This is a genomic window from Mesorhizobium sp. B2-3-5, from assembly GCF_006442395.1.
GTDB lineage: Bacteria > Pseudomonadota > Alphaproteobacteria > Rhizobiales > Rhizobiaceae > Mesorhizobium.
Genome location: NZ_VFVX01000058.1, coordinates 1 through 19,849, shown reverse-complemented (window position 1 = coordinate 19,849; position 19,849 = coordinate 1). Strand labels below are relative to the sequence as shown.

Annotated in this window: 15 protein-coding genes; 4 read left to right on the top strand and 11 right to left on the bottom strand. The window is 59.8% G+C overall.

What is annotated here, in order from left to right:
* Positions 1-870 precede the first annotated feature (870 nt).
* Complete coding sequence (locus FJ958_RS30385; protein ID WP_246679845.1) at positions 871-2,223, top strand: hypothetical protein; 1,353 nt, start codon at positions 871-873, stop codon at positions 2,221-2,223.
* 138 nt (positions 2,224-2,361) lie between these two features.
* On the opposite strand, the gene FJ958_RS30380 is transcribed toward FJ958_RS30385, so the two are convergent.
* The 9 genes from FJ958_RS30380 to FJ958_RS30340 form a co-directional block, all read right to left on the bottom strand.
* Complete coding sequence (locus FJ958_RS30380) at positions 2,362-3,705, bottom strand: HlyD family type I secretion periplasmic adaptor subunit (RefSeq protein ID WP_140749488.1); 1,344 nt, start codon at positions 3,703-3,705, stop codon at positions 2,362-2,364.
* Positions 3,706-3,731: 26 nt separating this feature from the next.
* A complete protein-coding gene (locus FJ958_RS30375; protein WP_246679843.1) occupies positions 3,732-5,444 on the bottom strand; it encodes a type I secretion system permease/ATPase in 1,713 nt (570 codons plus the stop codon).
* 398 nt (positions 5,445-5,842) lie between these two features.
* Entirely contained in the window at positions 5,843-6,754 is a 912-nt protein-coding gene (locus tag FJ958_RS30370) for a methyltransferase domain-containing protein (protein WP_246679842.1), read from the bottom strand.
* Positions 6,755-6,841: 87 nt separating this feature from the next.
* On the bottom strand, positions 6,842-8,101 hold the full coding sequence (locus tag FJ958_RS30365) for a polysaccharide biosynthesis/export family protein (RefSeq protein ID WP_140749472.1): 1,260 nt from the start codon (positions 8,099-8,101) through the stop codon (positions 6,842-6,844).
* The gene (locus tag FJ958_RS30360; RefSeq protein ID WP_140749469.1) at positions 8,088-9,365 is read right to left on the bottom strand and encodes a hypothetical protein; all 1,278 of its coding nucleotides are present in this window, start codon (positions 9,363-9,365) and stop codon (positions 8,088-8,090) included. Before FJ958_RS30360 ends, FJ958_RS30365 begins: the two co-directional genes overlap by 14 nt.
* Positions 9,362-10,366 (bottom strand): NAD-dependent epimerase/dehydratase family protein, encoded by a 1,005-nt coding sequence (locus FJ958_RS30355; protein WP_140749466.1) that lies wholly within the window; start codon positions 10,364-10,366, stop codon positions 9,362-9,364. The genes FJ958_RS30360 and FJ958_RS30355 overlap by 4 nt, the downstream gene beginning before the upstream one ends.
* Before the next feature lie 45 nt (positions 10,367-10,411).
* Positions 10,412-11,086, bottom strand: coding sequence for a sugar transferase (locus FJ958_RS30350; RefSeq protein WP_140749463.1), 675 nt, complete (start codon positions 11,084-11,086; stop codon positions 10,412-10,414).
* On the bottom strand, positions 11,083-12,219 hold the full coding sequence (locus tag FJ958_RS30345; RefSeq protein WP_140749460.1) for a DegT/DnrJ/EryC1/StrS family aminotransferase: 1,137 nt from the start codon (positions 12,217-12,219) through the stop codon (positions 11,083-11,085). The genes FJ958_RS30350 and FJ958_RS30345 overlap by 4 nt, the downstream gene beginning before the upstream one ends.
* Positions 12,220-12,266: 47 nt before the next feature.
* The gene (locus tag FJ958_RS30340; protein WP_140612108.1) at positions 12,267-12,989 is read right to left on the bottom strand and encodes an NDP-sugar synthase; all 723 of its coding nucleotides are present in this window, start codon (positions 12,987-12,989) and stop codon (positions 12,267-12,269) included.
* Between the two features lie 566 nt (positions 12,990-13,555).
* Between FJ958_RS30340 and FJ958_RS30335 the strand changes: the two genes are divergently transcribed.
* Positions 13,556-14,233: a response regulator transcription factor gene (locus tag FJ958_RS30335; RefSeq protein ID WP_140749457.1), complete on the top strand. Its 678-nt coding sequence runs from the start codon at positions 13,556-13,558 to the stop codon at positions 14,231-14,233.
* Between the two features lie 97 nt (positions 14,234-14,330).
* On the opposite strand, the gene FJ958_RS30330 is transcribed toward FJ958_RS30335, so the two are convergent.
* Positions 14,331-16,073: a PAS domain S-box protein gene (locus FJ958_RS30330; RefSeq protein WP_140749454.1), complete on the bottom strand. Its 1,743-nt coding sequence runs from the start codon at positions 16,071-16,073 to the stop codon at positions 14,331-14,333.
* 291 nt (positions 16,074-16,364) lie between these two features.
* Between FJ958_RS30330 and FJ958_RS30325 the strand changes: the two genes are divergently transcribed.
* Together FJ958_RS30325 and FJ958_RS32355 are read left to right on the top strand one after the other, a co-directional pair.
* On the top strand, positions 16,365-17,042 hold the full coding sequence (locus tag FJ958_RS30325) for a helix-turn-helix transcriptional regulator (RefSeq protein WP_140749481.1): 678 nt from the start codon (positions 16,365-16,367) through the stop codon (positions 17,040-17,042).
* A gap of 100 nt (positions 17,043-17,142) precedes the next feature.
* On the top strand, positions 17,143-17,331 hold the full coding sequence (locus tag FJ958_RS32355) for a hypothetical protein (protein ID WP_246679839.1): 189 nt from the start codon (positions 17,143-17,145) through the stop codon (positions 17,329-17,331).
* Between the two features lie 311 nt (positions 17,332-17,642).
* Here the strand turns inward: FJ958_RS32355 and FJ958_RS30315 are convergent, their stop codons facing one another.
* Positions 17,643-19,817, bottom strand: a complete 2,175-nt coding sequence (locus tag FJ958_RS30315; RefSeq protein WP_140749451.1) for a lipopolysaccharide biosynthesis protein — start codon at positions 19,815-19,817, stop codon at positions 17,643-17,645.
* Positions 19,818-19,849 lie beyond the last annotated feature (32 nt).

The window sequence follows — 19,849 nt, the reverse complement described above, 5'->3', positions numbered from 1 at the left end:
CTGAGCCGGCGCTCGAGATTGACCAGCTTGCCCTCGGCGCGCCGGCGGGCAAGCTCGCCACGCTCGATGGTGGCGACGCCGGCCGAGTCATAGCCGCGGTATTCCAGACGCTTCAGCGTAGCGAGGATGAGTGGCGCAACCTGCGAGTGGCCGACGATCCCAACGATACCGCACATGGCGTTGCCTCCATTGCCGGCAGAATCCCGGCCCTATTGCCGTAAGAGCCACACTATCCCTCCTTGATTACCGGCTGATCGTTCATTTGAAGGAGCCCAATGCGTTAATCGGAGCCCGGACTGTCGTGCTTGAAACCGACGTGATCCAAGTGGACGCTGGTCCGGGCTTGGGCCTGACGCAGCTGGTTTGAGTGATGCTATCGCGACGGCAGTGTTCGTTTGAATGATGCGCGTTCATCGGATGAGGTGCAGGGTGGCTCAGCCGGCGAACCAAAACACACCCAACAGCCGGTTAGGCCCGGCCGCCTGATGCCCCCCTCCAAGAGGCTGTCGGGCCGCCCGATAAAGCGGCGCTGAATTCAGGCAACAGGTGACCTCAGGATGAACGCAATAAGGGCTGCCTGACGCGAGAGCCTCCAAGGCAGCCCTTGCAGGTGATCGACGACCATCAAACCTCAGGCCTGCCGCCCGCGAGTTCTCGACGACTCCTGCGGTGACAGAGCTAAATCGCCGGAGCTTGGCATCGTTTGATTGCACGAAGACGCTCAACGGATCTCCCGATACAAAAGATATCTCAGTCCGCGTGCCTTGCTGGGTCCAGGCATGCCGTAGGGGGATGTAGAGCATGAAGCTCAGGGATCTGATCAGGCGTGCCGACAATGCGGAGAAGTCGTTCGAGGAACTCGAAGCTGACTTGGCCGACGCTGTCGACGAGTGCATTGATTTGGATGACCTGTTGTCGCCGGCAGAGAACGATGTCCTGGGCGAGGCGCCCGTGGAGCAGAACGACGGCGCGCAAACCGGAGACGACGCGAGCACCCCGGAAAGCGCGCGACGGCTGACCTCTCACACGCAGAGCCGTATGGCTGCCTTGACGTCCTTCGATGGGCTGTTTCGCGATGCGAAGCTCCATTTCGAGGAAATCAACGCCAGACTTTCGGAGATCGCAAGCACGCATCACCTGACCCGCGAATTCTTCCACATTCTTCACGCCGACATTCTCCGCGCCAACGAACTGGAACTGGCGAATCAGAGCCTGACCGCGGAGCAAAGGGTCCTGTCGGACAAGCTCAACGACCTGAACCGAAGGCAGTATGAGCGGGAAAGCATTGTGGAGACTTTGCAGCAGCGCGAGGCAAGCCTGGTTCAAGACAGCGAAGCGCTTCGCGGCGCACTGGCCGCGGCAAGGCTGGAACTCGTGGAGGCAGCGAACGCGACCGCAAAAAGCGAAGCGGAATTTGGAGACCTCACAAACACGCTTGCCGCCGTAACCGTCGAGGCTGACAGGCGCGCGCGCGAAAACAAACTGCTGCGGGAAAAGAATGTCAGCCTGTCGATCGACCTCGAAAAGGCGCTAAAGCGGGAAGATGAAGCGAGGCACAGACTCGACGCCTTCTCCACGATCCATGCCAACGAAGCGGCGCGAAACTCCGAAATGCTGGGTGCGCTCGGCAAGAGCGAAAAGGAAGCGACACGGCTCCATACGTCGCTTGAGGTCGCCCAGGCGAAACTGTCGGAGGTGACGGAAGCCGCCCGTATCACGGAGGCGGACAAGAACGCCGAGATCGAACGCTACCGTGCCGAGATCAGAGGATTGCGTTCCGAGATTCAGAACCTCCAGGCGCGACTGGAGCTCGCATCAAGCGCAAATAAAGGAGCCTCGGACGAGATCGCCAAGCTCAAGCTTCAATGGAGCGACGCGCTGGCGGAAAAGCAGGTCGCGGATGAGAGGTTGGCTGCTCTCACCAAGGAGGCTGAGACCGACAAGCAGAACCTTTCGAAGCTAACCGCCAATTTCTCACAGCTTTCACTGCAGCAGGCGTCCGATCAGATACAACTCGATATCCGCCGGCAGGAATGCGAAGACCTGCGGGCCGAAATTGCATTGGTCAACGCCCGGATTAGGGAATTGCTGCCCTTCGAGAGACTCCATGTGGCCACGAACGCCTTGCCGCACAAGAACGATGTGGCCAAGGCTCCCGTAACGGCGGAGCGAACAGCGCGGGCCGCGCGCCGCGTTCGCCGCAGGGCGCTCACCGGGTCTTAGAGAGGTTCAGCGTTTGATAGAATCGTTGACCCGCTCTAACTCTTTGTTTTTATGCAATCCCGGACGGAAAACCGCTCCGTTTTCTGGAATTGCTTTAGGAGGAAGCGTCGCTCGTATTTGCGGCTCGCTTCCGGTGATTCATTGGCGGAAGGCCCGGGACATCTGATCCGTAAGCGGCTTCAGCAGATAGGACCAGACGCTGCGTTCGTCGGTGCTTATGTGAACCTCCGCCGGCATGCCCGGTTTGAGCACCTTGGCATCGGTCAGGCAGGCCGCCTTGTTCTCGACGTTGATACGCGCCGAGAAATACGAGAGCTGGCGCTGTTGATCCTTGATCAGATCGGCCGAGATGCGTTTGACCGATCCCTGGCAAGCAGGCGTGGTGCCGGAATCGAAAGCCGGAAAACGGATCGAGACCCGCTGGCCTGGACGAATGTCATCTATGCGTGAGGGAGGGATCAGCGCGTCGACGACGAGGTTGTCGGCGTCGGGAACAATCATCATGAGCACTTCCCCAGGAGCGATCACGCCGCCGATTGTGTGGATGGTGGATTCCTGCACCGTTCCCGATTGGGAAGCGCGGATGGTGGTTTTGGTCAACTCGTCTTGCGCCACAACCTTGCGCTCGTTGAGTTCGGTCTGCTTGGCTTCCGTTTCGCGTAGTTCGCTGGTTACCTCACTGCGCCTTTGTTCATCGAGCTGAAGGATTTGCAATTCGGTCTCGCTGATCCGGGCCTGCGCCTCGGCGACCGCCGCCGCGAGACGCCCTGACTCTCCGTGCGCCCGGGTGGCATCCAACCTGATGTTGCTCAGCCGCTCCTTGGACACCAGTTTTTTGGAAAAAAGTGCCTGGACGTCGACAAGATCCGCGTCCAGCAGGGTCACGGATTGATCTTCCGCGGTCTGCTGTGCCTTGAGACCATCGATCTGGCGTTCGAGTTGCTTTGAGCGGCTTTGCAACTGTGCCTTCTGCCCCGTCAACGCCGCAGCGCGGCTTTCGAACAGAACGCGCTCGCCGCTGACGAGTGCAGCCAGTCCCGGGTCGCTCATCCGCGTCTGAAGGCTGGACGGAAGCTGCATATCCGGCAGGCCTTGCCGCTCGGCTTCCAGCCGCGCGAGGCGAACGGTCGCGCGATCGAGATCCTCAGTGATTATCTGCAGGTTGGCCCGAGTCAGCGTGTCGTCCAGCCTGGCCACCACATCGCCAGCCCGCACATGGTCCCCATCTTGCGCGAAGATACCGCCGATCGTGCCGCCGTTCAGATGCTGGACTTTCTTGATATTGCTTTCGACCACCACCGTGGCAGGCGCAATCACCGCGCCGGCGATCTTGGTCAAACCAAGCCAAAGCCCTCCGCCGGCGATCAACAGAACCGTGACCGCCACGCCCAGTATCAGGTTGGCCCGGATGTCATCCGGCGCATCGGCCGAACTGGCTTCGGTCCTTCGGCTGCCATCGCCAATCGGCGCATATGAAAACATCGTCGCGTCAGACATGGAACAGGACCTCACGCATGACCGCTCACCCCTTTCTGCATCGGAACAACCGACGCTGGCCGTTCAGCAGCCGAGGGGAAGGGCCGGATAACGTTGGCCAGGACCTCCTCGCGCGAGCCAAAGGAGTGCAGCATGCCATTCGACATTACGAGTACCTTGTCGATATTGGTGAGGGCGGAAGGACGGTGCGCGACAACGATGACGATGCCTCCGCGCCGGCGTACCGCCAGGATCGCGCCGGCCAGAGCGGCATCGCCATCAACGTCCAGGTTTGAATTCGGCTCGTCGAGGACGACAAGAAACGGGTCGCCATAAAGTGCCCTGGCAAGCCCGACAAGTTGCCTCTGCCCGGCCGACAGGGCCGCCCCTCCCTCGCCTACCCGTGTTTGAAAACCATCCGGCAAGCGCATGATCATCTTGTCGATGCCCGCGGCCCTGGCAGCAGCCAGAACGCCCTTGGCGTCGCCCTTGCCGCCAAATCGCGAAATATTATCGGCAACCGTTCCATCAAACAGTTCAACATCTTGCGGCAGGTAGCCGATATGAGCGCCGAGCTGTTCCTGCCCCCATTGGTCGAGCGAGGCCTCGTCCAGCCTTACCGTTCCGCGAAGCGGCTGCCACACACCCACCAAGGCGCGCACAAGCGTGGTCTTGCCAGAGCCGCTTGGGCCGACAATAGCCATGCCTGCTCCCCCGGAGAGGTGGAAGCTGACATTGGTGACGGTGGGCTTTTGCTGGCCGGGCGGGACTATTGTCAGTTCCTCGACCGCAAGCATCGCCTGTGGACGCGGCAGTTCCATGAGTTCGCCATGGCTGCCAAAGGCGGCCAACGCCGCTGCCAGTTGGGAATAGCTTTGCCGGAACGCCACAAACCCCCTCCAGTTTGCGATGGCCGCGTCAACCGGGGCCAACGAGCGGCCCAGCAATATGGAAGATGCTATGATCACACCGGGGGACGCTTCACCCCCGATCACGAGATAGGCACCCAGCCCCAGAACGCAGGATTGCAAGGCCATCCGGAGCGCCCGCGACAGGGAGCCGGTGGCGCCAACAATATCGGAGAGCCGTTCCTGGTGCGTGAGATATGATTGATTGATCTCGGCCCAACGACGGCCGAGCCGCCCGGAAAGGCCCATAGCGCGCACAACCTCCGCGTTGCGGCGGCCGGAATCGGCAAGGGTCCGTTGCGACACGAGTGTCTCGGACGCGCGCGCCGCAGGTCCGCGGCCAAGGATTTCCGCGATCACGGTGAGCAGTACGACCACAATCGCACCGCTCGCTGCCAGCAGACCGAGCGAAGGATGCAGGAGATAGATGACCAGCAGATAGAACGGTATCCACGGGGCGTCGAAGATGACGGTCGGTCCCAATCCGGAAAGGAAGCCGCGCAACTGATCCAGATCACGAAGCGGCTGTATCCGGCTCGCATCCTGCCCGCCGATAAGCGGCAAGGAGAGCGCGAGGCCGAAGACCTTTTGCTGCAGATTTCTGTGGAGGCGATTGCCGATCCGAACCAGGAGGCGAAGCCGCACGAAATCCAGCAAGCCGTAGACAGCGTAAAGGCCCAGCATTCCGATCGTAAATCCGACAAGTGTCGGAATGCTCTGCGAAGGCAAAACGCGATCGTAGATTTGCAGCATATAGACGGAGCCGGTCAGGGCGAGAATGTTTATGACCGCCGAGAACAGGCCAACACCTATCAGCCCAGGCGCGGTGCCAAGCATGGCGGCGCGCAGATCGGGCGAGCGTCTTGCACCGGGGGTCATGACCTGCGGCCTTTGGCAAAAAATAGTCGCGCAGGCCCATTGGCTCCGGCGGCCATGGACAAATTTTTGGTTTTCAGGAGCGTTTCCCCTCTTTGCTTTCTAACATTACGCCCCGCTAACGTACGTGCCCTTCAGTCAAAATGCAGCGAAATCGTGACGCCAGCCAGAGAAACCCGAAACTGACGCGTCAAATCAGGGGAAAACTGCCATTTAGGGTGTTCGGGAAGCCTGGATCGATAGCGTTCCAGTCAATGAGACCGACGACGCATCATCCTTTTTGAGCGTGATTCGCTCCGCGGGCAGGCGCCGGTTCCCGGCTCCAAATCATTTCACCGGGCTATTTGCGATTCCGTTTTCTAGCGCTTCTTCGCAACAACCAGGAAATGCTGCGCCAGTTGTCCGGGGATGCGAAGGGTTCTGGACGCCTTCTCGAAAGGCTCCATCAACGCCTCGCACAGCCCCGGCAAGAGGCGTCCCGGCCGAGGCAGATAACCGTAATGTATCACCTCCTCGACGAGGAATCCCGACGCGGTCAGGAGCTCCTTGAACCTCGCTTCGCTTAGCGTGTTGCGGATTGTGCGTCCAAACAACCGATTGAGCAGCCGGCAGACCAGGCCAATGGGTGACGTCGCATTCATGTGAACATTGCACACCAGCCGTCCGCCATCTTTCAGCTGCAGATTTATCGCTTTCAGTGCCTCCTGTTTCAGTCGATCCTCGGCATTCAGAAAGAAGCGAAATGCCGTTACGATATCGAAGGTTTCGTCGAGGGATTCCATCGTCAGATCGATGTGAAGCAGCCTCACATTGTGGGGAACCTCCGCGCAGGCAAGCATGGATTTGGAGACGTCGACGCCGACCACCTCGCCGAAGAGCCCAGCCGCGACATTGGTGATGCGACCTGTTCCGCATGCGAAATCGAGGCACTTTCGACCAGCTCCGCCCATCGGGCCAAGAACGCCCAGGATCAGGGGCCTTTCGATTTTATCCCACAGCGCGCCGTAGTAGCCGGATTCGTGCGTTCTGTTGTAATGCGCGCCATAGCCCGGCGCGCAATGGCTGGCCCTGTAGTCGTCCGACACCCCGTCGCCTTGCGTGTGGACCTTCTGGTTGGACGTCAGGTCCTGCCAGAGTCCGGGCCCACCGGTCCGGGACCCGATCAAGGGAATACGCGCCGCCAAAGGCGGATCGAAAGCATAACTTGCCGGCTGGGCCATTTGAGCAGCGTTCATCGACCGCGTCGGCTTTCGCTTGGAATTGAGCCTCACCAGGATCTCCCGTTCGGTTCTGTTCGACTGCCTGATCGAACAGTGAGTTTCCCAAGCCCGTTTCTATCGGCCAGCGATCGAGGCCGCCTACCGGATTGCCGCGCTCTGCAGATCACTGCTGAACTTGGCCTCGACGGTATCCCCTGGCATCACGATCGTGTCCTCGTCGGCCGAGATTTTGCGCCACTCATCGCCGACCTTGCGCACGATGGTGACCTGGGCCCGGATCGTTTCGCCGGCCATCGGCAATGGCTGGGCCGATGCTCCGCTCGGTTGCAGCTTTTCGCTGGCGGCGTGGAGTTTGGCGGTGACGTCGGCGAGCCTCGCGTTGGTGTCCTTCAGATCCGTCAGCAAGCCAATCCTCCTCTGATTGTCATTGCGTTCGTGCTGCCTGACGTAGTCCTCCTGCTGGCGTCGCGCCCTCATGAGCTCCACCGATGTCTGAAGCGCGCCGCTTGAAGACAGAAGCAAGGCGCGCCGGACGTCCGCGAGCCGGTTGTTGGTCAGGTTGCCTGACTCAAACACCTTTGTGACCCGCGCAAGGTCTTCCTGATCCGCCTTCACACCCTCGGCCTCGACCTGTTCGCGCTTCTGCAAAACGTCGATCTGATCGGCCGCGTCCTTTTCGCCCTTCTCGAGAAAAGTCTGCTCCTGCTGGAAATCGCCCAGCGCAATCTTCAGCGCATCCGCTTCAGCCTGGGCGATCGCGGCTCCGATGCTAGGCGAAAGAGGCGATCCCTGTGGGGTCTGCTTGTCGAAGTCCGCCTGGTCCTGAAGTTCGGCGCGGATACGGGCGGCGTGAAAATAATCCTTGGTGTAGTCGCCCCAAAGCGTTTCGTAATCGCGCCTGAGGTCAACCGGATCGGGTCCGGTCTGGCCTGCCCGTGACCGCAAAAGGCTGAAGCCGCCGGAGACGGCGAGCGCCTGCCGTACGGTCATGAGCGGACGGTAGGCCTGCTGTCCCGGTGTAAGCACGTCGCCCATCACGTAAATCGGACGGTAGTCGGCGATGACGGCGGTGACGTCGCTTGGCTGGACGACAACCATTTGCTCCCGTCCATCGGGCAGGCGCGCATGAAAAATCTTGGTCGGCAGCAGCGCTTGCATGCGCGTCTGCAATTGAGTCGCCGTCAGGCCCGCGACCATGACCATCCCGACTTCGGGAAGGGCGATATTGCCGTCCATCTGGACCACGGCGCGCTGCGTTCGCTCCGGAATTGGCGCTATCCCTATCTCGACGGTATCGCCAGGTGACAGCTGATAGGGCCCGGTGTCGCCCGCGGCGGCCATCGATGTCAGGGACATCACGGCAACTGAAGCAAGAACGGTTCGTTTAGTGAAGGCCATTTGTAACAATCTCCTTCTGGTTCGACACCTGCTCCCAAGGCCATTCAACACGAGCAACGAAATCGTACACCGGGCCGCCAGGCACGCCCCAATTGCTCGACCAGACCACCTGTGAGCCATCTGGAGATGGCGAGGCATGCGTCTCGTTCCAGTAGTCGAACTGCGCGTTCTGCGTGTTGACGATAGGGCGGACCTCTCCGCTGCCGTCCGTGCGCAGCGCGATGACCTGCTGCGCATAGGGCGCCCAATCCTTGTGCTTCGACACTTCGGCTGATGTCCCGCCATAGCTCAGAAACACCCAGCCGGGCCTGTCCAGGGACCTGAGGGACGCATGCATGGCCTCGCCGTACTTCATCAGCGAGGTGACCTTGCCGTCGGCCAACCTGCGTTTGATCACCTGATACTTGTCGGGGTCCGATTTGCTGATCCCGACATAGATTTCGGCGCCGTCGGCATCGACGGTCATGTCGCCGTGACCGGGCCGGTGATGCTCCGTCCACTTCTGGCGCAAGACGCCATCGATCGAAAAGATGAAGCTCGGTTCGTTGCCGTCCGGCAATCCCTGGGAACACAGAATGTTGATCCCGAGCGGGGAGATCGAGCAGGCGTTGGTGGTCCCCGGAAGTTGCGCAAGATCGATATCCGGGAATTTCTGCCGCAGCTTGAGGTCGTAGCCAAAGACCACCGCTTTGCCGTCATTGCGCGTTGCACGCACCGCGATGCGGTTGCCGTCTCGGCTCGGATTGCCCTTGTAGGGCCCGAACTGCAGATTGCGATAGGCTGCCGAGACGAACACGATATCCTCGTGATTGGTGCGTGGCGCCCAGGTGGAAATCCGCCGGCCACCAACGCAAATCATCAGGTTGGGATCCTTGGGATGCCATTCGCATTCGATCGAGCGGTCGCGGCGGAACAATGGAACGTAGGTATGCCCATCGAGAAAGCACATGGCACCACAACCGTTGACGATAAGGAGAAGACTCTGGTCCGCGTTCCAGGCCTGGGCGCTTGAATAACGGTGGGTGCAGTATTTCTTGCCGCATACAATCCCTTGGCCGAGGATTCCGGGTCTGGTGATCCGCACGAGCGCGGTGCCGAACACCGCATCCTTTGTTTCGCGCAGATAGTCAGGCAGGTTCTTCGCCGCCGGTGCGGCCGACTGCTCCGATACGCTGCTTGCCCGTCCGCCGGCTGTATAGATATTGAGGAATACGGCACCGGCAATCAGCAACAGCGCCAAAACATGCCGGCGGAGCAGGGTCATGTCATATAACCCTTTTCGCGCCGTACCCGGCCTTCGCTAAGGCGCGCCCGCCACCATGCGATCGTTCGCTGCAACCCGTCGCGCAGGCTGGTCTGCGCCCGCCATCCAGCCTCACTCTCAAAGCGCGAGGAGTCCGCGAGCAAGGCGCGAACCTCCGAATTTTGCGGCCGCAAACGGCTTTCGTCGCGATGGACCGGTTTTTTGGAACCGCTCAACTCGAGGACAAGATCCAATACGTCGGAGATGGTCACCGCGCGTTGACTGCCGGCATTGTAGGCGTGGCCGAATTCAAGCCCGGCAAGGCCCGCAGTCAGGAACGCCGCCGCGGTGTCCTCGACAAAGGTCAGGTCGCGGATCGGGCTTGTGTCGCCGACCATGATCGCCGGGCAATTCGGGTCGAGGGCCTGCCGGATGATGGTCGGCACGATGGCGCGCTCACTCTGACGAGGACCATATGTGTTGAACGGCCGCATGATCACGACTGGGACGTCAAACGACCTGGCGTAGGATTCCGCCATCATGTCGGCACCGATCTTGGAGGCCGAATATGGCGACTGTCCCTGTAGTGGATGAGTCTCGCGGATGGGCATGGTCAGGGCGGTTCCATAGACCTCGCTCGTGGAGGTATGCACCACCCGCTCCGTCTCCCATTGGCGCGCCGCCTCGAGGACGTTCACCGTGCCCAGGATGTTGGTTTCCACATAGGACTGGGCAGCCGCATAGGAATATGGAATCGCGATCAGGGCAGCCAGATGGAATACAACGGCCTGGCCACGCATGATCCGGTTCAGGAACGCGCAGTCGCGGACATCACCGCGGACAAGCTTCAGCCGGCTCCTAACGTTGTCCGGCAAATCGTCCAGCCACCCGTGGCTGTCGAAGGAATTGTAGAGCGCCAGAGCCGTGACATCCGCCCCGTTGCGAACGAGCGCTTCGGTGAGATGCGAGCCGATAAACCCATCCGCGCCCGTCACCAGAACTTTCTTGCCGTTGTAACTCATGACCGCGCATTCCCTTGGCTGACTGGGGAACTTCCCATTTGGGTTTCATATGTCGATCGGCGGTGATGGAACCCAGCCGACAACAGCCAGAAAGCCGCGCAGCATCCAGACGATGTCGGAGACGATGGTGCGCTGCGGATAATAGGAGAGGTCGAGTTTGGCCTTGGCGGGGAACATAACCTCCCGGTAGAACAGGATCGGATCCACGGACTGTGGAAAGAAATGCGCCTCGTGCCGGAAAAGAACCTGGGTCGGGCCCAGCAGGCCAGGCTTGTATTGCAGGACGGCCTCCAGGCCACCCCGGAAACAATCGGCGAACGCCAGGCTCTCGGGTCGCGGCCCGACGATCGCCATCTCGCCTTTGAGGACATTCCACAGCTGTGGCAACTCGTCGAACTTTGTCGCGGCGAGGAACCGGCCCACCGTCGTCATGCGGCTGTCGCCCACGACGGTCAGCGCGAACCCATGGGGGCTGCAGTCCACGCCAAACTTGCGGAATTTGTACATGCGGAAGGGTTGGCCACCCACGCCCATGCGGGTCTGTACGAACAAGACGGGGCGGCCGCCTTCGAGCAGAAGCGCTACGGCAATCAGCAGCATCAGCGGTGCCAAAATGACGGTCGCGGCGCCTGCGACCGCAAGATCGATCGCGCGTCTCGCGAAGCCATGCGTGGGGCTTGAGACGAGACGCCGGTGAAAGGAAAGGTCCGTCGCATTCATGCCGCAGTTCCTGTTTGAGCGCCGCTGTTGAGCGCGGCTGCGAGCGCGGCCACAACCGCCTCGGCGACAGGCGAAGTGATCTGGGGGTGCAGTGGAATTGTCAGCTCTCGCTGAGCAAAATCCTCTGTCCGCGGCAGATTGATGCCGGGATAACGCTCACGATAGAATGTCATCTGGTGCACCGGTGGATAATGAATCGTGGTCTGTATGCCCTGAGTCCGCAGTTCATCGATAATGTCCTGCCGCCTCGCATAGCGCGGCAAAAGGATCGGCATGATGTGGTAAGCCGACGTCCGGGGCTCGCTGAAGGGAATTGTCACCGCGGGGCAACGTTCTGCGATGAGGCGCTGGTACAGGACGGCCAGGATACGCCTGATTTCGTTCCACTCTTGCAGATTCTCGAGTTGAACCAGTCCGATCGCCGCGCGCAGCTCATCCATGCGGTAGTTGAAGCCAAGCATGGTGACATCATATTGCGGGGTGCGACTGTTCAGCCGCTGATGCGTCCCCGTGGTCATCCCGTGCCCGCGGGCCTGGCGAACCCGGTCGAGCAGATCGGGGTCGCGAGCAATCACGGCCCCCCCTTCCGCCGTCGTCATGTTCTTGTTGCCATAGAAACTGAAGGCAGCAGCGGCGCCGAATGTCCCCACCGACCTCAAGCCGGGCGCATGCGCGGCATCCTCGATGATATGCAGCCCTCGGGCACGGGCGAACCGCTGCCATTGTTCCCGATTGGCGAGATAGCCCGCGAAGTGAACGAGAATGACCGCCTTTGTGCGTGGCGTGCACCGCGCTTCGGCTTCCACAATCGACATCAACGGCACGTCGACCGACTCGATATCGACAAAGACCGGCGTCGCCCCGACATACAGCACCGCATTGGCGGTCGCCACAAAGGTCAGCGACGGCACCAGCACCTCGTCGCCCGGGCCAATTCCCAATGCATGCAGGATGAGATGAAGCGCCGCGGTACAGGAACCGACCGCTACGCAATCCTGCGCGCCATGCATGTCGGCAAAGGCCTTTTCGAAAGCTCGTACCCTCTCTCCCATTGTAAGCCAGCCGCTATCAATCACTTTTGAAAGAGCTGCCTTCTCCGGCACGCCTAGGATCGGGGCGCTCACCAAGAGCATCTTGACCTCCTGAACTCTTATTTACGGTTCGGCCTCATCTGAATTCTCTATGCGGCCGCGGCGGCGACCTCGATTGAGGTCGACTGCTCTTCCCAGGAAATCGCCTGTGCATTCTGGAAGTCGTCAACGCGACCGATGTCGAGCCAAAGACCGTCGTGCTTGTACACATGCACGGTTGTGCCGCCCTGCATCATCTGGAGCATCAGGTCATCGAACCCGAATGGTATGCCGGAAGGAATGAACCGCAGGACGTCCGGGTTCATGCAGTAGATCCCCATGCTGACGAGATGGGAAAGTGTCGGCTTTTCCCGAAAGAGCTGAACGGCGTTGTCGATCTCGTCGATGACGCCGAAGTCCATCTTGATCAGCCGGCAGGCCGTGGCGATCGTAACCGGGTCCTTGTGCAAACGGTGCGCGGCGACAAACCGGCTGAGGCTTAGATCGGTGAGAACATCGCCGTTGAGCACGACAAATGTATCGTTCAGTTCATCCCTGATCAGGGAGAGAGGCCCGATGGTGCCGAGCGGCTCCATTTCCTGCGTGTATCTGATCTTCAGATTCCATTGCGATCCGTCGCCGCAGACGCTGCGGATCAGGTGCCCGAGATAGCCGGTCGTGATATAGACCTCTTCTATGCCGTTGCGCCGCAGCCACTTCAGAAGCAACTCAAGAACCGGCCGAGCCCCTATCGGCATCAAGGGTTTCGGCAAGACCGACGTGAAGGGCCGAAGGCGCGTACCCATCCCACCGCATTGAATCACCGCTTTCATCCGATCCTCCTGATTTGCAGTTGGCTGTGTCCGGGCACTTCGTGTTCGAGTTCATCCGGATCTGGCACCCGGTCAGATCCGATCCGACTCTCGGCGGCAATCCGAACATCATGACTGAAGGGTATGTGACCGCCGGGGTGGCTGTCGTCGTGCATTCGAATGGCAACGATCCGACGCCTTTCCGGTATCAAATAGCCGCGACGTCAAGGGCTGATCCAAGCGTTCAGGACCTGACCGTGAGACGAACGAAGCCAGCATGTGTCGTGCCGGCATCAAAAGGCTGTACGGCCCCACCGTCCGGACATTGGAACGGGCACCCGGCATCGTTCGGGAGGCAGGCACCTCACGCGAAAGTTAAGAAAAAATAACAGAAGCTTTTTCGCGATTTAGGACTATATTAGCCATACTTGATATTTTCGGATGGGAGCGCCGTGGATATCATCGTGATGTCATGACCAGTGGTTGGCTGCGATTTTGGGACCACCGCGGCTCGGTTCATCACAGAGAGTAACGGGAGGCTTCAGCGGGTTTTCTCGTCGGAGCCGAGTAAGCGTTGGGGTAGTTCAATGTATCGGATCGTCATCGCCGACGATCACGGCTTGTATCGGCGCGGCCTTCGGCTGGCACTTACGGCTGGAATTCCAAGTGCCGAAATATTCGAGGCTGCGTGTTTCGACGCCGTGGTCAGTCTTCTCGAGGAGCAGGCATCCATCGATCTTGCGATCCTCGATTTAAATATGCCCGGACTGTTTAATCAGGAAGTTCTTGGCGACGTTCTGTCCGCCTATCCTGATACACGCTTCGCGATCGTTTCGGGAGACGATTCGCGCTCCGAGATATTGACCGCTCTTTCGATCGGACTTCACGGTTACATCGTCAAATCCCAGAGGGATGAAGAAGTCGTGATGGCCGTCAACGAGATCCTATCGGGACGGATCTACGTGCCGGCGCTCTTGTCCCGAACGTCCGCCGGACAAAGATCCTACGCCGCGCAGCCCTCCGCGAAAAATCCGACCCGTCAGCGCGTGAGCTCGGGCAATCTCGCTAGACTGACATCGAGGCAGAAGGACGTCCTCAAGCTGATGGCGGAAGGGTATTCGAACAAGGAGATCGCCCGCAATCTGGATATTGCCGAAGCGACAACGAAAATCCATGCGGCTGCCATTCTGCGCGAGCTTGGGGTGCGAAACCGGACCGAAGCAGCGGTTTTGCTGCAAACCTGGCTATCGAAAAATGTGACCTGATGCCTGTCGCCCATAGCGGGCAACCGCGGTTGGGAACGGGACGTCCCCCAGGATGAGAACCTAAAGCGCCACGAGACCGTTTCACGGACGACGCATTCTACAGTTCGATTTCCTTTCGCGACAGCCGTAACGAATATCGCAGTCCGTGCTCCGATATTTCCAGTTTCGGGGAATGACCGACGAGCGGCGCGCCGTCCACGCCGATGATCATGGAGCCGAAACCGTGGCGCACGATGCCTGAATTGTTGCGGTGTCCTGATTCCACCCAGTCCAAGACGACATCATCACCTGCGCCGTCGGATGCGAACTCCCACTTCACGTCGACCTTGCCTTGCGAATTACCCAACGCGCCGTATTTCACCGAATTGGTCGTCAGTTCGTGAAGAACCATTGCCAAGCTCTCGGCCGCGCCGCTTGGCACGACAATGGAAGGGCCGCTGATCTTAATGTCCCGTGTCTCCTTGAAAGGCTGCAGTTCCTGGGCCACGAGATCGTGGAGCATCCCTGAAATACCGCTATGACCTGACAGGAGCAGATGCGTCGCTTCCAGCGTTTTGATCCGATCGACCAGCATCTCCTTGTATTTGGCGACGTCGTTCTCGGGAACATTGATCATCTTCACCAGGGCTGTGATCACTGGGAACAGGTTGCTGAACCGATGGCGTTCTTCGCGCATGATGCGCTCGCGTTTCTTTACGGCCGCGCGCAGAAGTGTGGTTTGTCGGCGCTCGGTGAGATCGGCAGCCACCCCGATGCGCAACTGGCGATCGCCGTGTCTTTCCTGGCGTCCGCGCAGAGCGATCCAGCGCACATGGCCGTCCGTCCGCCGGACACGGACCTCGACGTCGTAGTTCACCGCCGAAGAGGGTTTGGTCGAAGCCGCCAGCTTCGGCCAATCGGCCGGATGAATCACGGCCGAGAGCTCTTCCAAGCGGCGGACGGGCGTTGGCGGCAGACCGAGAATGTCCCAGAACTTGTCGGAGCCCGCGACCGTCCCCTCCCTGAGATCGATTTGCCACGTTCCCAGGCGTCCGGCAGATAAAGCTAGATCAAGCCACTCTTTCTGAGCCCGGAGCGCCTCGCGAGCCGCTCGTCGCTCCGAAATGTCGTCGACCACCACGAACACGCTCTCGGTGGAGACCTCATCAGGCCGCGATGAAGACACGGCCAGACGCGCCCAGAATATCTTGCCGTCCTTTCTCAGCAGGCGGATGTCCGCGGCGGATGATGCGGCGCCACTGTCCACGTCTCTCAACAACTCCCGCACGGCATCTCGATCGTCGGGAAGAACAAGTGCCTCGAGCGGTTGCTGGGCAAGTTCCCGTTCCGCGTAGCCTGTCATCTCACAGAGGCGTCTGTTCGATTGCAGCAGTTCGCCGCGTCGATTGGTGTTTGCAAAACCCAAGGCGGCACGTTCGAAAGCCAAACGATAACGGCTCTCGGCCGCATCGATGGCGGCAAGCCTCGCCTCCGCAACCTCAAGCGCCCCGCGCAAATCCTGTCGCAGGCGGTGGAACACAAGCGCTATCAGGCCGCCCGAGACCACAAGGAAAATGGCGCGGGTCCAATCTTCGGCAGAGAGTTGAGCGTTCAGGACGTGTCGTACCCACAAGCCGACGGCGGCCATGAGAAGCGTCGCAACGATCCCGGCCAAACGGCCTTCGAGGTATACGACGACAATAATAGCAGGAATAGACGCCATAAACGCCATGTCCTGGCCAACGTATACCGTACTTGTTACTTCGAATATTATTGATACTGCCAGCACCAATAGGGAAGCCACATGAGCTAACGGGGTGCCTGACACGTTCGATTCCAGCCAATGCAGATGCGAACCCATGCGCAAGACTACAACCTTCCGTCTAGCCCGTCGAGACTAGGCCCCGACAGGGCAGCCTAATACCACTGCTGGATTGCCACGCCTTTGCCGGGGACTAGAATCAGTTGCGGAAGGGCTCATCAGGAACGCGCATTCAACGAAAGCTGCGAAAGAAACCTGACGCGGATTTCTATAACCGTGTCGAAATTCAAGCCAGAGGAGTGTGATCCCGGTCGAAAGACGGAAATCAAAGCAAGTAAATTTACACGTCATTTACTTGCGTCAAATGCAACAAGGGTTGGGGTAGAAGCGATGACACTGATTGACAGGCGCAACGATACGGTTGCGGGTAACCAATATATTGTGTTGAGGGATACTGGGCATGTACGCTCGACACACTTCTCGGATCGATCAGACGCCAGAATTGGCGGGCCGCAGCGACGCAGTTTGGAATCCATAACCGGCATGCTTGACCGCATCGGCTGCGGCTATCTCGTGCTGGACCGCGACAAGAAAGTAATCGAATGGAACACGGCCGCTCAAGACACGCTTGAACGCCAGGGCGAAGCGGCCGATACGGCCTGCGAGCTTTCTGCCGGGCTAAGGCGGCTGGTTGCGAATGTTCCGGTGCATTTCCAGCCAGGCTCACTGTCATGGGTGGTGATCCGCAGCAGAGGCGACAGGCCGGTGATCCTGAACGAGACGGGCGTCATCGCTCCTGACGGGACAAGCATCGTCGCATTGCTGGATCGGGAGAACACGTCGGCGGCAAACCCTCAGACATTGCAAAGAATGTTCGGGTTGACCAGCGCGGAAACGCAGCTGGCGTTGCGCCTGGCTCATGGCGACGCGCCTTTGGAGATCGCCCGCAGCTGGCACCTCAGCCGCACGACGATCCGCTCCCAGCTCGCCTCGCTGTTCGCCAAGACCGAGACAAGGCGCCAGGCGGAGTTGGTGGCGCTTCTGGGGCGCATTTCGGTCCTGCCATGAGATAGGCGCCGGGGTGTCACCGGATTCACGCGATCGGAAATCGCGTTGCAACGCAACCGCGCGGCGGCGTTGCAGAGATCCGTAGGACTGACGGCCACGTGTGGCGGATTTCACCTATATCGACGACATCGTCGAAGGGGTGGTCCGCCTGCTTGCCATGCCGCCGCATCCGGATCCGGATTGGGACAGTCAGTCGTACGGCCGATCCCGCCACGAGTTCGGCACCATACCGGACCTACCCGGACCTACAATGTCGGCAATGACCGGCCCGAAGAAATCAACCGCCTGATGGCGATCATCGAGACGGCCCTTGGCCGCCGCGCCCTTCGCGTCGACGTTCCCTTACCTCAAGGCGATGTACTGGAGACCCACGCCGATGTGAGCGATCTTCGCCGGGCTGTCGGCTTCGCCCCAGCGACAGCCCTCGAGGATGGCATGCGCCCGTTTCGTCGAATGGTACCGGGCTCTCATGAAGGGCCCGCCAGCCGAGAACGGCAAACGTTCATTCAAGCATAGGGGCGCGGGAACCACCGGTCGCAATACCTATTCAACATGCGTCCGGTTCAATGGTGAGCGACATCACGGCAGGATCGACAGCTGTCATTTGCCAACCCTCAAGAACCAATTCCACTGCTGGCCGCCGATCGCGCCTGGCCTGATCGAGAGCAGGACAAACACCAAGCCAGGCAGGATCTTCAGTCGCTTGCCGATATAGATAGCCATGGCGACGCTCCAGATGCCCAGCGCAAGCGCGACACCCACGGCAGCACCAATCGGGCCGTACATCGCGACGCCCAAGGCACAGGCTATGATGTTGGCCACCGCACCGGCAATCATGGTCGTGGCGGCGGCCCATTCGTTTCCGGTCATTGCCAAAAGATTCTGCTGAGGCCCGCACAGCGCGACAAAGATATATCCCAAGATGAGAACCCGAGCGATTGGCGTTCCCGCGTTGTAGCCCTCACCGAAATAGCTCAGGAACGGTTCGACAATCACCATCAACGGGACGGCCACCACGATGGCGCCGCCAGCAGAAAGCAAGGTGGCGCGCGCGAACAGCTGCTGCAGGCCTTTGCGGTCTCCCCTGGCATGCAGATCGGCCGCTGTTGGCGAAAACATGGTAGCGACGGCGATGCGGGAGAGCCCCACAAGCATCGCGACGTTCAACGCCAGGGCGAATATACCCGCTTCGCGGATATGCTGGGTCCACCCCAACACCAGCACTCCGGCCCGGCTGACAAACACATCGAGACCGGTGATGAGCATGAGCGGAGGGACGGCAAACCACCATTCCTTCGCTTCGTAACTGGGCCGGGCCTGCCGCAGGCCGGGCGGTTCAAACTTCGCCGCCGTGATGAACACCAGCCCGACCGTGATCGCGGAGCTTATCAGCACCGCCAGCATCACCTCCGGCGCATGAACGGCCCGCAATCCGGACTTTGCCATCATCGCGACCAACACCAGCAGGAGCCCATCTCGCACGATGCGCTCCGGCAATAGCGCCGAGACGACGCCGCCAAAAGCACGTACAAGCGTAGCGCCGATAGCATAAGCGGTAATCAAGGGTACGGCCGCCATGCCAAGCATAATGCTTGTATCAAGTCCGTTTTGCGTATGATCCGAAAAAAGGAGAACCAAGGTAGCGCCCGTTATCCCGAATAGCGACGCCGCCAACAGCGATCTTTGCACCGCGAATTTGATCACCCCTCGTGCCAGATCAAGCCTGCCATTGGCTCTATAGGCAGGTACAAAACGCAACAAGGATACGTTGAAACCGAGCGTTGCCAGGTAAGCGAGCACGGACGTCCATGCCAGAACGTAGGAATAGATCCCGTAGTTGCGAGGCCCGATGAGGCGTGCAATGGCCAGCTGTGCAAGGCTGGTCAGTCCGGCACCTCCGATATAGATCAAGAGAGCGAAGACGCTCGCTCGAGCGAGCCGGGAGCCCACATCCTTATTCCGCAAAGGCGCGGCGATCGTGGGAGGAACGTCCGTGGGACGGTTCGGAGAGCGTTGTCTTTGGCCTCCAGCCGTGACTCCCTTATCTGTCCGCGAAAGTGCGGAAATGATTTGTTTCTCGACCTTACAAATGCCGTTGAATTTCGATCGACCGTCGGCGTTTTCCACGGAAATGACTTTTCGCCCGGAAATGGCGAGGAGATCATTTATAGATTCAAACACACCAAGAGAACGCATATTCACGTTCATGTCAGCTTCGAAAATTCGCTCCGCCGGCGGCTCGCGCTCCATCCGTCGCCGCAAGCGATTCTCCACGACCACAGATGGCACCACTAGCCTGACGGTGAGGTCGGCCGGCGGCGCGAGGCTGAGCGCCTTTGCGAGCGTGGCATGATCAGTGCTCCCGTTGAATGCCGCCAGCGATCCAATCGCTTGAACGTATCCTTGATCGAATATTATGATTTCGGACGATTGCTTCGCACGGCTCCAGCGACGTGAAAGGTGCAAGATATATTGCCAGATTCGAGCGCGCCATATTCGCTTTTTTGGCGGTATCAGGCGTACCAAGGACAATGAAATGAAAAGATCGTTCGGCCTTCCTCTGGAAGAAACCAATATTCGTGCGGTCGAAAGGATTGCCGATACGATTCTTGAGACGAACAAAAAAATCCCGAGGTCGAAGCTTCCGGCCCTGGTGCCGGGTTTGTAGCTGAGAGCGACCTTGGCGTGATAGCCTTTCCCACGCAACTGCTCTGCGAGCGCGTGCGCAAACGTTGTTTTGCCGGATCCTGGGGACCCGAAAAATTCGATGATCATTCCGGGTCAGGTCCCATCATGGGAACGCACTT